Origin of the sequence: Microbulbifer salipaludis (assembly GCF_017303155.1) — a bacterium.
Taxonomy (GTDB): Bacteria; Pseudomonadota; Gammaproteobacteria; order Pseudomonadales; family Cellvibrionaceae; genus Microbulbifer; species Microbulbifer salipaludis.
In genome coordinates, this window is sequence record NZ_JAEKJR010000002.1 from 741,324 (window position 1) to 756,142 (window position 14,819).

The following is a 14,819-nucleotide window of genomic DNA, read 5'->3' on the forward strand; positions in this document are numbered from 1 at the left end:
TATCTCTACCATCGACCGCATTAAACAATAAACTGTTAACAATTTACAATATGGGTGGCGGGGATTGTCGTGGGTTTTGCCCTTGTTTTTGCGGGGATGAGAACTGTTTCCAGTTCCAAGTGCGCTCTCGAATGAGCGGGGGCGTGGGTAATAAGCAGGCCGGGGTCAATACCGCCGGCCTGAAGAGGTGTGCAAGAATATTTGAAAGGAAAGTCTTGTTGCTGACCTGAAAGGCTCTTTAATCGCGCGTCCCGCGAGAAAGTGCTGCGGTGCTATTGAGCACCTGCAGCGTTGCGGTGCTTACGAAGCCTCCGTCGTCTTCAAACACGACTTCAACGGTATTGTCTTGGGTCAGATAGCCGATATCCACGGGGATTTCGAGTACACCAAAGTATTGTGCGCGCCCTTTGCCGCCGTAATACTGGTCATAACCCTGATAGTCCTCCGGCACCGTGACTGCGTTGCCGTTGACGGTAACGGTTGGGGTGAGGGATCTATCGTGAGCGCGGCCGACCCCCAGGCGCAATACCGCCTCGCCATGCTCACCCACAACCACATCGTTCATCGCAAATGCCAGCTTGCCGCCGGCACTGATGGGCTGCTTGTATTTGTCGGCGTAGTACTTGGTTTCTATGACATCGTCATCGATTGCTATCGTGTCTGTGTACGTCAATTGCAGAACGGTGGTGGCTTCTGACTTCAGCGTGTACACCTCTGGCAGTTCTGTTGTGTCACGCTCGTCCAGTACCGGCTTTCCATCGCTGCCGTAATGTAGTTCCTTGATGGTCACACTTTGCAGGCTGTTTCCATCGACACCCAACGTAGCCAGGCTTAGCTCGGTGTCTTCCTGTTCCAGATTATTGAGCACCAGGTATGCAGTATCGCCATCGACATAAGCATTTACCTGGATGTCCAGATCGCTCGCCCAGCTGTCGATCCGAGTGCCCTTGACGTCTGACCAGAGTTGGTAGAACTTCACGAACTCGGTATATACCCAGGCGTCACCAGTCTCGCCAGAGGCCTCTTTTCTCTGGCGCATCAGGCGGTTGGTGTAGGGAACGGTATCCGACTGGCGGCCCCACTCAGCTTTGATTGTGACAAACGGGATGGATTTAAGAATCTGATCCGGCCGCTCGAGCATATTCATGGTCAGTCCGTTCAAGGCGCGCAGCTTGTAGCCGTCCCGCTCCGGTGACCAGGGGCCATTCATCATGCTGTGTACGGTTGCGCCGATTTCCGAAACCATAAACGGCATGCGCTCGCCGGTGGCCATCAGGCTGTACTGCTCGAGCATGTCGAAGGTGGCTTCCACATTGCTGCCGCGACGCAACTGGCGGGTGCCATTGAAGGCCGGAAAGTCATAAAAGTGCACGGACAGAAAGTCCATATTTGCACCGGCAATATCGATAAACAGCTTGTCGCGGTCTTCCCAGCGGTTGAAATTATCTTTTTCAAAGTCCGGAAAGGCGACCGTGTAACCACCGATCAAAACATTCTCGTGAGAGGCGAGGCCCCACTGGTCGCGGTACCCGCGGACCTCGTTAGCTACCGCGTTATGAAACTCGAATACTTTGGCGGGGGTGGTCGCGGTCTCCGTATTTTTGGGGTAATCGACAAGCTCATAGAGAGGCTCGTTCATTACCTCCAGATAGACTGGCTTGGGCTGACCAAAATCATCATTTTCACCGCGATTAAAATACTCGTAGAGGAAGTTCGCCATATAGTGGCCCACCGCGGTGCCGAAGGGCTCATCTTCGGTATCGGTCGTGGAGAAGCTCCAACCCATACCCACGTCGTCCCCATTCGGCCAGTAGGGGTGTTGCTGGCCACCCACAATCATGTCCGTTGCGCGGTGCTCATGCTTGCGTATGAGCTCTCCCTTGGGGGACGTGTCGGTGGTGTAATTCCAGCGCATACCGCCACCGTTGGCCACTGCTGTAGCTACGTCGATGTATCCCGGTCGTTCACCATCTTCCGGCAACTGGCTCAGCTGCCACTTCATGCCACCAGTATCACGACCGAGATAGACATCATAACCTTCGAGAAAATTGGTCATCAGCTCCGGGTCCTCATTCGGAGCACCGGCACTTTGGGGATTGCCTTCGAACCAGTCATTTTCGGTGTTGGAGGCATGTACATTGATAAATTTCCGCCGGTCAAACGTCGATTCCCCTCCCACTGAGTGTCGCAGGTTCAGGTTGAAGTCTACTTTGACGGCTTCGCCTGCGGGCGGGGCAGGTTCGGCGGGTTCCGCCATGGTCGTCACCGAGTAGTCGGCGCTCACCCCGCCAATACTGAGCGAGGCGATAACGACAGTGCTGTATTCGGTGCTGGAGGTGACTCGAACGGAAACGCTATCTCCGCTTTCTACCGTGCTCGCATCCCCGGTATAGGCCCCATCGTTTACCGAATACTCGCCGCCGCTGATGCTGATATCTGCTGCGGCATTGATACCGGAAATGGTGATCGCATTGGAGGTGTACTCGGTGTTCCTCTCAGCATCGGCTACCGCGGTGAAGGAAAAAGCATCTGGGCGTGTGTCCTGTTGCTCCTCGCCACCGTTTTGTGGTGGTTGGTCGTTATTAGAGCCACCGCCTCCACCACAGGCAACCAGGGCGGCGGTCAGGGTCAGTAGGGCAAATCGGGCGGGCAGGGAATAGGACTTCATCCGTTCTCTCCAGTCTCGTTTTATGTTTTTTGTGGAGGAGGATGCTAAAGGCGTGGAGCTCCATTTGTAAATAGTAGATTGTTTACAATGTGTGAGGCTGCAGTGCATTCGTGTCAAACATGACTTTCATTCTCGCCTCCGACGCCAAGCGATGAAACCGCAGACGCTTTCTAGAGATAACCTGTTGTCGATTGTTAACAAAAAGGTTAGTGTCGGGCCAGTAGTCCCACCTTTAGTCAATAATCGAAAATAATGGGTAAAGTGATGATTGAAACTACCGCGAAAGTCCGGGCATTCCTTGGGCAATCCCCCGTTCCTTTCTATTCCAATGGCGCCTGGGTAACCGGCGACACCGGTAAATCCCTGGCGGTGGAGAACCCCGCTGACAAATCTCCCCTGGCCACCATTGCGGAAGCGGTCGCCAATGACGCAGAGCAGGCCATTGAAGCTGCACATGCGGCGTTCCAGTCCTGGCAAGACACCGCGCCTGCCGAGCGCGCTGCGCTATTGCGCAAGCTGGCGGACCTGTGTGAGCGCGATGCGGAAGAGCTCTCCCAGCTCGAAGCGCTGGACGTGGGCAAGCCGGTAGAAAATGCCCGCGGCTTCGATGTGCCCTTTGGTATCGAGTGCCTGCGTTACTTCGCCGACCTGTGTGAAAAAGAAGAATTCGAAACCCCGCTGACCCTGGCCGGTATGAAGCAGGCCCGTAAGGTACGTCTTCCCTACGGCGTAGTGGGCTTTATCTTTCCCTGGAACTTCCCGCTGACCCTGTGCCAGTGGGGCATTGCACCGGCATTGGCAGCGGGTAATACCGTGTTGGTAAAACCGTCGGAAGTCACTCCACTGTCTACTCTGTACCTCGCCAAATTGGCTGAGGAAGCGGGCTTCCCCGCCGGTGTAATCAATGTGCTGCCCGGCGAAGGCCCGGAAGTGGGCACCGTGTTCACCCGGCACCCGAAAGTGCGTTTTGTCTCCTTTACCGGTTCCTCCCGGGTTGGCCGCCTGATTGGCGAAGCCTGTGGCGCGAACCTGAAACCAGTGAAATTGGAACTGGGTGGCAAGGGTGCCTCCATTATCTGTGACGATGCCAATATCAGCGCGGCGGCCGCCGGCCTTGCCGGCGCCATTACCCTGAATACCGGGCAGGTGTGCTGCACCGCGACCCGCTGGATTGTGCACGAGAGTGTCGCCTCTGAATTTATCGAAAAGGTAAAAGTGGAGTTGGACAAGATACTGATCAAGGCGGGTATGAATGAGGACAGCCAGATGGGCCCGCTGGTGAGCGAGCGCCAACTGAATACTGTCAAGGGCTATATTGAGCAGGGCCAGGAGCAGGGCGCCGAAGTGGTCTACGGCGGCAAGAATATTTCCGATGCGGAGCGCTCCGGCTATTACGTCAGTCCCACGCTGCTGATGGGTTCAGAAGAAAATATCTGCTTCCGCGAAGAAATCTTCGGCCCGGTCGCCTATATCACCACCTTCAAAGACGATGCGGATGCACTGCGTCAGGTGAACAGCCTGGACTACGGCCTGGCCAACAGTGTTTGGACCGGTAACAACGATCGCGCCATCGCGATCGCCAAGAAAATGGTTTCCGGCAACAGCTGGGTTAATGCCCACAACGTATTCGCCTACGGACTGCCCTACGGCGCCTGCAGCGCCAGTGGTATGGGCGGTGGCGTGAACAGCCGTGAAACCATGCTGGACTACACGCGCAATCTGTCCATCGCCGAACCCGAAGAGGAATAACTGTGGATCAGGTAGCATTATGTCATTACCTGATCGACAAAGGTCTTCTGCACTCACAGGATGCAACCTTTACCCCGCTCTCTGGCGGGGTTTCTTGTGAAATCCTGCTGATAGACGACGGCCGGTCGCGCTTCGTGGTGAAGCGCGCACTGGACAAGCTCAAGGTAAAAGACGATTGGTTTGCGGATATCAAACGCAACATCACCGAACAGGAATATCTCCGTTACGTTGGTGAATTCCTTCCCCAATCCGTACCCACCATTCTCTACTCTGACACGGAAAAGTACTTTTTCTGTATGGAGATGATTGAGGGTGGCCTGGAGAACTGGAAGTCCCGCCTGTTACTGGGGAAATATGACCGGCAGTACGCGCACCTCGCTGGCAATAATCTCGGCATCATTCATCGCAGATCCTACGGGGATGCGGTTGCCCGGGAAAAATTTGACACCCTTAAAGACTTCACCGAACTTCGCCTGGATCCCTACCTGCTGAAAACCGGCAGCCGGCACCCACGGCTGAATCCGTATTTCACCGCAGAAGCTGAGCGGATCGCTGCTACCAGCACCTGCCTGATTCACGGCGATTACAGCCCCAAAAACCTGATGGTCGGCAGTGGCCGATTGGTGATCCTGGATTGTGAAGTCGCCTGGTACGGCGACCCGGTATTCGATGTTGCCTTCCTGCTGAATCACTTCCTTCTGAAAGCGCTACATCGCCCGAAAAATGCCGCGCAGATCCTCGGCATCGGCCTAAAGGTGTGGGAAAGCTACACCTTCGCGGCAGATGCTGTTGTCGATGACGCATTCGAAGCACGACTCTGCCACCTTTTGCCGATGCTGATGTTGGCTCGAGTGGATGGAAAATCCCCGGTGGAATACCTCGACAGCAGCCAGCAACAAACCGTACGGGAATTTTCTTACGCCTTAATCCCGGATTCCCCAAAAATATTCAACCGACTTGTCCACCAATGGGCCGAGCTTTTGACCGCTGAATGAAATACGGTAAGAAATCCATGAATATCCAGAGTATTGACGCCTTTCAAATTTACGATTCCCGCGGTTTCCCTACCGTAGAAGTAGAGGTCACCCTCGAAAGCGGCATCACCGGTGTAGGTCTTGTCCCGAGCGGCGCATCCACGGGGCAGTTTGAAGCCCTAGAGCTGCGTGATGGTGATAAGTCTCGTTTTCGTGGCAAGTCCGTGTTCAAAGCCATTGAAAATATTCAGAAAGAAATCGCTCCCGTATTAAAGGGAATGCCGATCACCGATCTAAAAGCCATCGACAACAAGCTGGTAGAGCTGGATGGCACCGCCAATAAATCCCGCCTCGGCGCCAATGCCACCCTCGGCGTATCTATGGCCTGCGCCCGCGCGGCCGCAAACGCTCGCGGTGTTCCTCTGTACGAATACTTGAGTGATGTAAGAGGGAAAGGACAGGGCACCCTGTTGCCGCTCAACGAGATTCAAATCCTGGGTGGCGGCGCCCACGCCGACTGGGCCATCGATATTCAGGACTTCCTGATCATCGCCGTGGGTGCCAAAACCTACCAGGAAACTCTGGAAATGACCTTCAACATTTACCACGCTGCCGGTGAAGTGATGAAGGCGCGGGGCAAAAGTGTCGGTCTCGCCGACGAAGGCGGCTGGTGGCCCGTATTCGACAGCAACGAAGAACCCTTCGAAGTACTGCTGGAAGCCGTGCGCCTGGCGGGCTATGAAGCTGGCAAAGACGTTGCGATCTCCCTGGATATTGCCGCCAGCGATTTGTACGACGGCGAGCGTTACCACCTGAAAAAAGACGGAACGTCCTTCACACCTGAAGAATTCTGCGATCTGATGATTGAGTGGTGCGACAAGTATCCCATCATCTCCATCGAAGACCCCTTCGCCGACACCGACTTCGATAGCTGGAAGCGCTTCACCGCGGAAGTGGGCAAGCGTGTACAGGTTATCGGTGACGACCTGTTTACCACCAATATCGAACGTATCCAGAACGGCATCGACAGCCAGCTCGCCAATTCAGTCCTGATCAAACTCAACCAGATCGGCACTGTTTCCGAAACCATGGCCGCGATCCAAATGACCCAACAAGCCGGCTGGCTCCCCGTAGTTTCCGCCCGCTCCGGCGAAACCGAAGATGCGTTTATTGCCCATCTCGCGGTCGCCACCAATGCGGGGCAGCTCAAGGTGGGGTCCTTTGCCCGCAGTGAGCGGATGGTGAAGTGGAATGAGGTGTTGAGAATCGAGCGAGGCCTGGGGAAACGTGCGCGTTTTGTAGGTGCGGAGCTGTACCAAACGATCTTTGGATAGTTGTCAGTTTTTCAGTTTGTTCGGCCGGCTGTCGGTAGCCGGCTGACCAGGTGATATTAGGAAGGACTCAATCCACTGAGGCATGTACCGCGGACTGTTCAGGCGGTAACCAGTCAATTTGCTATTTTGAATGCCGCCGATATACCGCCTAGTGCTTCCCCTGGCCCTCGGCGTATATGGCTTGTGGCGAAATAAGGGGCTGGTGATTATTTGCGCATTCTTCCCAGTTTTTTTGAGAGCAGACTGCCTACATAAAGATATTCCGGCGTTTCAAATACCCCGGTGGTGGTGGCATACCCTCCGGAGGGGTCTTGCAGGTCTTGCAAGACCTCGCCCGCTTCGTTGATCGCAATGACGTGGCCGTAGTAGGTGGCCTTGGGGCGCATAAACTGGGGGAGGCGTTGCAAGATTTTGCGTAAAAAGGGGCGGTCGGATACTTTGTCCAGCAGCGGGTTCCTCGGTGATACCAGACCGACCCAGTATTTTCCATCCAGTCCACGGTTCAGGTTATCGGGGAATGCCGGTAGCTCGCCAATGACCTCCGAAAGTTCCCCGTGATTGTCGGCGGCGATGCCCACTCGCACTACCCGGTAGTTACCGGTCTCATTGACCAGCACGGATTGTTGATCGGACGCCAGTGCCAAGCCATTGGCGAAATTCAGCCCCTGATAAATCAATTTTGTTTTGTTGTCCGCAGGCGAGTAGCTCAACACACGCCCATGACCACCATGCTCCATCAGGTCCAATAGGCTGGCGGGGTAGCTGCCACCCCACTGCTTGGCACCAAACTTCGTTGAGGCGTCGGTGAAGTAGATGGTGCCGTCGCTGGCGATATCTAGGTTGTTCGCGTAAAGAATAGGGGATTCGTCGATCTTGTTGGTGAGCAGAGTCTTCACACCGGAGGGGTTGATAGAGAGTAGTCCCAGGAAGGCATCCGCCACAATCAGGTTCCCCTGTTGATCAAATGCCAGCCCAAGTGGGCGACCGCCGGTTTCAGCAAACACTTCGCGGTGAGCGCCATCTGCACTCAGGCGCAGGATGCGGCCTTCGTGTACGGAAATATAGATCCGGCCCTGATCATCCAGCACCACATCTTCTGGGCCCGTCCATTTGCCAATGTCGATCTGATCCAGCTCAGCCAGCTTATCGTTGACCGCAAACTGGCCGCTATATCCGGGGTTAGCTGGTGCCGTCCACGCCTTGGGATCAATGGGGACTGGTGCGAGAAGTAAGTAACCAAGCACCAGCCCCAGAATGAGTGTTATTGAGATGCTTACTGTTTGCATTTTTTCCTTCCCGCAAAGGCTGAAATTTCGAGTGTGCTGAGTCTATGTTCTTCGAGGTTTCAAATCTACAAATGCGCTGATTGGACGAAAGATAAGTAGAGGAATGTGCGGCCAGATGCTGTAGAGATGTGTTTCGTATGGCGTAATTAGAACAGGGGCCGCTGGCCCCTGTTCTACTGGTATGACTGGTGCTTAATTACTCAGTACGAACTTGTCCAAGTTCCACTGCCAGTCGTTACCTCCAGCTCCGTGTAGCCTCACCTGGTGGGTTCCCACCTCTAGATAGACGTTGCCGCCATTTAAACTCTGGAAGTTATCCCACCCCTGGTTCGGCACCGGTGTTACGGTCTTGCTGTTCCAGTTGCCGTTCTCGTTCACCAGGAATTCGATACTGCCACCAGTCACACCGCTACCTGCCTGATAGTGAATTTCATAGGTGCCCGCCTCGGCGATGGTTACTGTGTAGTCGGCGAAGTCACCTTTGTTGACATAGTTGATGGCAGTGTTGCCATTTACTGTGTAAACACTGATGGATTGGGCCTGGCCGTCAACAAAGGTGCCGCCAACACTGACAAAGTTCTCTGCTTCCGTGGTAATGCTCGCGCCGGTTGCAGGTGGTGGAGTCGTCGCACTGTCTTCCGTTTTGGTAAAGCGGAGTTCGTCTCCGTTCCACTGCCATGCACTGCCTCCGGCACTTTGCACGCGAATCGTGTGGTCGCCGGCGCCGGCGATATAGATGGTGTCGGGCAGGCTGAAGGTGCTGTACAGCTCCCAGGCGCCGGTGCTGCTCATGGGAATGGTGCCCACGTAGCTGCCGTCCACCTGAATATCGGCGGCGATGCCGGAAGTGGTGGGGGAGGCGGCGACCAGCTCAACGGCATATTGGCCGGCTTCGGGGAAGTTTACGGTGTAGTCGCCCCAGTCGCCCAGGGTGTTGTAGTTGATATTGTCGGCACCGTTGCGGTTGAAACCGGGAACCGTATCACCGGCGACCGCCGCGCCGGATTTACCGGTGTCGGTAAAGTTTCCCAGCTCGACGGTTATGGTTTCGCCGTCGCCGCCATTACCCGGGTTTCCACCGTTGCCGGGATCGCCGCCGCCATTATCCGCTGGCACTGGTTTGTAAAAACGTACCCAGTCGACAAGGAAGCGATTACGGCTGGAATCGGCGAGTTCTTCATCGGTGGGCGGTGCAGTGCCCTGGGCATCGCGCCATGGCTGGTGCTCGGCATCAAAGATTACCTGCATCGGTTTGCTCAGGCCGGTGCCGCCGGTGTAGCCGTAGGGGTCGATCATTTCCGGTCCGGTCACGGTGCGCACATGCTCGCCATTGACGTAGTACTCCAGTGTCCAGGGGTCGACCCAGTAGGTGCCGATGCGAATCCACTGATCGCGCCAGGTGCCGCCGTTGGGGTTCGGGTACCAGCTGCCGGCGTCTTTGGGCTGGTAGTCCTGGAACGGTGAGCGAATAAATACGTGGTGGCTGAGATGCAGGCGTTCATCAAACCAGGTTTCACTGGGGCGGTCACTGCCGTAGGACTCCAGCACATCGATCTCCTGCGTGGAATCGGAGCTGAGTAGCCAGAAGGCATTGGCGAGGGTGAGATTGGTGATCTTTACCCGCGCTTCCATAAAAAGCGGGTAGGTCAGGCTCTCTTTGGAGTGGATGGCCCCGGTGTGGATTTTGATGGTGCCCGGTTTGCGGGTGGCCTTGATCACCAGATTGCCGTTTTCCACGGAGGAGTTGGGGGCGTGGTATTCGGTCTCGCCCGGGCCGAGCCAGGGGTTGATAAAGCCCTCGCTCCAGCGCTCGAAAAAAGTGGTGCTTTTACCGTAAGCCGGTGCCGCGTAGTTGAAGTCGTCCGAGAGCGGGTGCAGCTCCCAGGTGTTGCCGGTGCCTGCGTCAGCCGGGACCGGGATGCCGTCCCAGTCTGTGGCCATCAGCGGGGTGCTAAACACAAGCGCCGCCAGGGCGCACTGAGTGGTTTTCATCGCTTTGCTCCTTGCTCTCAAACCGATGTGGTGTGAGCGCGTTATTGTTATATCGGAGCAGTTAGGTTACTGTTAATTGTTGACAATTTGAAGTGCGCGCGGGCCTTCCATGTAGGAATTGCGTTGTGGTTCGCATTCGCGCAAGCCTGGTTGCGACCACCGACATGGTCTGTTGCTCCTTGCCGATCGCGATGAACGCGGTCAGGAAGGTCAATCACACCGCTATCCACGGGGGATTGGTGACTTAACCAGTACGACTACCAGAGGAAAGAGCAAGGGCGAACCCGTCATGAAACAATCGACTATTTTGCGTTTCCCATTGGCAATTGCGCTACTGATTGGCGCCTGTGCCGCAGCTGCGGAATTGCAGTTCATTGAAGTCAGCGAGCAACGCGGTCTGAATACAGAGCCGACCTGGAAGTACGGTGGCCCCGCCGTGGCGGATCTTAACGGTGACGGCCACTACGATCTGCTGCTCAGCAATCACGACAAGGTGCCTGCGCAATTGTTCTGGGGGGCGGATGGTGGCCGCTATCGGGAGCATGATTCGCCCATCATGCGCTGGGACGTCCACGGTATTGCCGCCGGTGATTATGACCGGGACGGTGACCAGGATGTGGCGGTGGCACTTGGCGGAGGCAACGGCGCTGCGCCACAACCGCCACGGATTCTGAGAAACGACAATGGCACCTTTCGAGATATCACCGTAGGGAGCGGGATTGAGAATATGGGCGCGCGTGGGCGCTCGGTGCGTTGGATCGATATGGATCTGGATGGTGACCTAGATCTGCTACAAATCAATGCCATGATGCTGCCGGGAGAAAAAGGCCCACGCAATATCCTGTTTGAAAACATGGGCAACGATCAATTCCGGTATCGCCAGGCGCCGGCATTCGAGCAGCTGGAGGCTGAGCGCGTTCTGGTCACGGATTTTAATGGCGACCACATTGATGACCTGATTGCCTTTTCCCCTGTCAGTTTGTGGGCGGGCACTGGCGACTTCGTCTATCGCGACGTCACTGACCAGTGGTTGCCGAAAGACATCGATCGCGATTTCGTGATGGCAGTGGCCGAGGCGGATATCGACAATGATGGCGACCTGGATTTTTATCTGGCGCGGGGAAAAACCTATTACCAGATCGCCAATAATGCGCTGTCGTTTGACCCGGAGAGCGGCCGCCTGGATCTGCGCGATGAGGGCAATCGCAGTCACGACGGAATTACTCTCTACAGTGATGGGCCCCTGCAGTTGAATGAATTTTTTCACTGGCAACGCGGGCAGGAAATTACCCTGCCGGTGTACCTGGGGGAGAGTGGGGAGAAACTGGCTACTCCAGCGGGGCCATCGCTGATCACGGTATCACCGAAGGATGCCAGCGGTTTTCCCGATGAAGTGTTAAAGAACGGCTGGCACCTGGGAGTGGTGGAGCAGCATGGCACGGAGAAGGCAGTGCGTGGCGCTTACAAATGGCGCCTGGAATGGCTGTTAAATGGCAATCTGGCCTGGGATGTCCGCGCCAGCGTTCACGGTGTAAAACAGATAGCGCCAGACTGGACGCCCCAGGAGCTGGGCGTTGCCGATATCCTGCTGCGCAATGATGGGAAGAGGTTTACTGATATCAGTGCTAGTCTGCCGCCACACAGTGCCGAAAATAGCTGGGGGGTTGCGGCCGGTGATCTGGATAATAACGGTTATCAGGATTTTTTTGTCTACCGCTTTGGCAAACTGCGCCAGCGTGTGGAAGATCTGTTGCTGCTGAATCAGGATGGCCAATCCTTTGTCCAGCGGACGAATCACGGTGGCACGCTGCTTGGCCAGCCTGGTCATGGTGATATGGGGGCGGTGTTCGACTACGACTCCGACGGTGATCTGGATCTGCTGAGTGGCGATGACGATCCGGGCCGTTGGCACCTGTTTGAGAATGCTCTGAATCCACAGCAATCCAAGTCGCGGAAGAACAATTACCTGCAAGTTCGCGTTGGCTACTCCCCGGAGGGAACAGACCCCAAGGGCGCAGAAGTTTTTGTAAACAACCGATACCATCGGGTAGGTTCCGGTAGTGCGACCCATTCTCAGGGGCAGCTAGATGTCGCACACTTTGGTCTGGGACAGCGTGATGCCCCGGTCGATATCCATGTGCGCTGGCGAGATGGGACGGAAGCAACCTTGAAAGGCGTTGCTATCAATCAGCGGGTATTTGTCCATGGTGACAATGACCGGTCTCAACGTGCCGCCAACACGTATCCTCGAAGCGTCGATTTTAACTTTGGCTGGAAATTCCGCCTGGAAGACGACAAGGCCTTCCGGAACCCCGCGTACGATGATAGTCAGTGGCGGAACCTGCGCTTACCCCACGACTGGAGCATTGAACACGACTTTGACCCCGCCCTGAACGGAGCAACCGGGTATCTACCCGGAGGTATCGGCTGGTATCGCAAAACCTTTGCCTCTCCCGATTACGCGGATGGGAAGGTGACCTACCTGAATTTTGACGGTATCTACAACCATTCTGAAATCTGGCTGAACGGTGCAAAGGTGGGAGGACGAATTAATGGATATACCCCGTTTACCCTCGACATCACTGAGCACCTGGCGGCGCCGGGGGAAGATAATGTTCTGGCGGTACGAGTCGATCGCAGCCGGTATATCGACAGCCGCTGGTACACCGGGTCCGGGATCTACCGCAATGTAAAACTGGTGACCGTAGACCCGCTCCACATCCCCATGTCCGGCGTATTCATTCAGACTCCGGTAATCAGCGCAGAAGAGGCACAGGTCACCGTTCAGGTCGATGTGGTCAATACCGCGGGGGCGCAACGCTTTGTGGTGGACACCGAGGTAGTGGACGCGGCAGGTAAGCGAGTAGCGCAGGCCAGCACCAAGAAATCCTTGAGCGCGAAGAGTGACGCCAACGTCCAACTGCAGCTCAGTGTCGCCAATCCCGCGCTGTGGAGTCCGCAAGCGCCCAATTTGTACACCGCAGTGACCCGGATACGGCATGGCGATCGGATTGTCGATCAGGTGGAAACCCGCTTCGGTATTCGTTCCCTGCGCTTTGACGCCGACAAGGGCTTTTTCCTGAATGGTGTAAACACGTCCATCAAGGGCGTCAACCTGCATCACGATGCCGGCGCGGTGGGTGTTGCGGTGCCCAAAGACGTCTGGCGTCGTCGCCTGGAAACCTTGAAAGCGGCCGGGACTAATGCCATTCGCACCGCACACAACCCCGCTTCCGAGGAGTTTCTGGACCTGTGTGACGAAATGGGATTTCTGGTACAGGCGGAAATTTTTGATGAGTGGGACAACCCCAAAGACAAGCGGCTGAACCAGTGGGAACGTCACAGCGATTATATTAGCCGCGGCTATGCGGACTACTTTCAACAGGAGGCGGAGTCGGACCTGCGCCTGGCGGTCAAGCGCGACCGCAATCACCCTTCAATTATCATGTGGAGTATCGGCAACGAGATCGAGTGGACTTACCCTCGCTACAAAGATGCCACCGGCTATTTCGATATGAACGCGTCCGGCAACTACTTCTACAACCCGCCGTTTATCACTGAGCAGGAAATCAAGGACCGTTTTCACGGGAGTGAAGAAGGTGAGTATGTACTTGCCAAAACCGCCCGGAAGCTGTCGGACTGGGTAAAGGCGCTGGATACCAGCCGACCGGTAACGGCGAACCTGATTCTGCCGTCGGTTAGCCATATTTCCGGCTATACCGATGCCCTGGACATTGTTGGCTACAGCTATCGCCGGGTGATCTACGACTACGGCCACCAGCGGTATCCCGAGAAGATGATCATGGGTACCGAAAACGTGGTGCAGTGGCACGAGTGGAAGGCGGTTGAGGAGCGACCGTTTATTCCCGGGACCTTTTTGTGGACGGGCACGGACTACCTTGGCGAAGCCAATGGCGCCTGGCCGCGCAAGGCAGTGCGCAGCGGTATGCTCGATCTGGCCGGGTTTGAAACGCCCGCCTATGATCTCTACCGCACACTATGGAACAGTGAGCCCTACGTGGCGATTACCTCGCAGACGGAAGATAAATCCCTGTATCGCCGCGATACCGATGGCCGCGTGGTGGAAAAAACACCCGGTGCCTGGGCGCGTCGTGTGTGGGGATGGCAGGATGTGAATCGCCACTGGAATTACGGCGAGGGTGAGCAGATTATTGTGGAGGTGTTGAGTAACTGCCCGCAAGTGGAGCTGTCACTGAACGGCGAATCCCTGGGTATTCGAACGCTTGCAGAAAGCCCTGATCGCCAGCTGAAGTGGGCGCTGCCTTTCGCCGGTGGTCGACTGACCGCGCAGGGAGTGAATGGGTGCGATGCCTCGGCCTCGGTTGAAACCTCCGGGGCGCCCACAGCCATCGCGCTTTCGTTCGATCGAGACGCCTTGCCGGTCGACAATTACAGTGTGGCTCATGTGACCGCACAGTTGGTCGATAAAATGGGCAGGCCCGTGCGCCACCAGGATATGATTATCGCCTTCGACCTCGCCGGTGGATTGGAGCTACTGGGCACCGACAACGGGCGCACTTCGCGTATGACAGGTTATAAAAATGCGCAGCTGCGCACCAGTGAGGGTAAGGCACTGCTGATTGTGCGGGGGTTGTCAGAAGAGGCAACCCGCGCCGATGCTCCGGACACCATTCACCTCGATAAGGCGGTGAACGCAAAAATCACTGGTGCTATCGTAGAGCCCAGTTAAGAACAATAAAGAGGAAAGAACTTGGAACGCCATATTGACAGCGCTTCGCGGCGCAAGCTGGTGCTGGCGATCTTGTCTTGCGGTTTCGGTACTCTGTCATTGAGC

The 14,819-nt window shown here is 56.0% G+C and carries 7 protein-coding genes; 4 read left to right on the top strand and 3 right to left on the bottom strand.

The features are described from left to right. Positions 1-238 precede the first annotated feature (238 nt). Entirely contained in the window at positions 239-2,668 is a 2,430-nt protein-coding gene (locus JF535_RS08850; RefSeq protein ID WP_207001310.1) for an agarase, read from the bottom strand. Positions 2,669-2,932: 264 nt separating this feature from the next. On the opposite strand from JF535_RS08850, the gene JF535_RS08855 reads away from it, so the two are divergent. From JF535_RS08855 to eno, 3 genes are read left to right on the top strand one after another with little or no spacing between them, the layout of a single operon-like run. Beyond that, complete coding sequence (locus JF535_RS08855) at positions 2,933-4,417, top strand: aldehyde dehydrogenase family protein (RefSeq protein ID WP_242523770.1); 1,485 nt, start codon at positions 2,933-2,935, stop codon at positions 4,415-4,417. 2 nt (positions 4,418-4,419) lie between these two features. Beyond that, positions 4,420-5,412, top strand: a complete 993-nt coding sequence (locus JF535_RS08860) for a phosphotransferase (protein ID WP_207001314.1) — start codon at positions 4,420-4,422, stop codon at positions 5,410-5,412. Next, the gene (eno, locus tag JF535_RS08865) at positions 5,409-6,725 is read left to right on the top strand and encodes a phosphopyruvate hydratase (RefSeq protein WP_277987238.1); all 1,317 of its coding nucleotides are present in this window, start codon (positions 5,409-5,411) and stop codon (positions 6,723-6,725) included. The genes JF535_RS08860 and eno overlap by 4 nt, the downstream gene beginning before the upstream one ends. Before the next feature lie 206 nt (positions 6,726-6,931). On the opposite strand, the gene JF535_RS08870 is transcribed toward eno, so the two are convergent. Then, positions 6,932-8,011 carry an SMP-30/gluconolactonase/LRE family protein gene (locus JF535_RS08870; protein ID WP_207001316.1) on the bottom strand — a complete coding sequence of 360 codons (1,080 nt, stop codon included), beginning with the start codon at positions 8,009-8,011 and terminating at the stop codon, positions 6,932-6,934. Positions 8,012-8,203: 192 nt separating this feature from the next. Further along, on the bottom strand, positions 8,204-10,003 hold the full coding sequence (locus JF535_RS08875) for a carbohydrate-binding protein (RefSeq protein WP_207001317.1): 1,800 nt from the start codon (positions 10,001-10,003) through the stop codon (positions 8,204-8,206). A gap of 289 nt (positions 10,004-10,292) precedes the next feature. Between JF535_RS08875 and JF535_RS08880 the strand changes: the two genes are divergently transcribed. Next, positions 10,293-14,714, top strand: coding sequence for a glycoside hydrolase family 2 TIM barrel-domain containing protein (locus tag JF535_RS08880; RefSeq protein WP_207001319.1), 4,422 nt, complete (start codon positions 10,293-10,295; stop codon positions 14,712-14,714). The last annotated feature ends 105 nt before the right edge of the window (positions 14,715-14,819 follow it).